The following is a 253-nucleotide window of genomic DNA, read 5'->3' as shown; positions in this document are numbered from 1 at the left end:
AGAATCAAGAGCATTTCAAACAGTTTGTCACTGACACATTCTTAGATCTCTCTCAACGTCTTGGATTTGCGAATGGTTGGATCAAAAAGTTCCTCACCGATATTCAAAAGTTACGCTGACCACTCGCCGCAGCAAGACCGTGACCGGGATTGCACGAGAAGTCCTTCCTGCTGGAAGTGATCGGGCCCTCAACAAGTTTCTCACCGAGTATGACTGGGACGAAGACCAGCTTAATCACGAGCGGTTAGAGGAA

Annotated in this window: 1 pseudogene; it reads left to right on the top strand. The window is 47.8% G+C overall.

Going from position 1 to position 253, the window contains the following annotated elements:
- Positions 1 to 130: 130 nt before the first annotated feature.
- A pseudogene (locus O2S87_RS19315) lies at positions 131 to 253 on the top strand (IS701 family transposase); the annotation flags it as partial.

It is taken from the genome of Halohasta sp. A2 (assembly GCF_056175805.1).
This window is presented reverse-complemented; position numbering and strand designations above follow the sequence as displayed.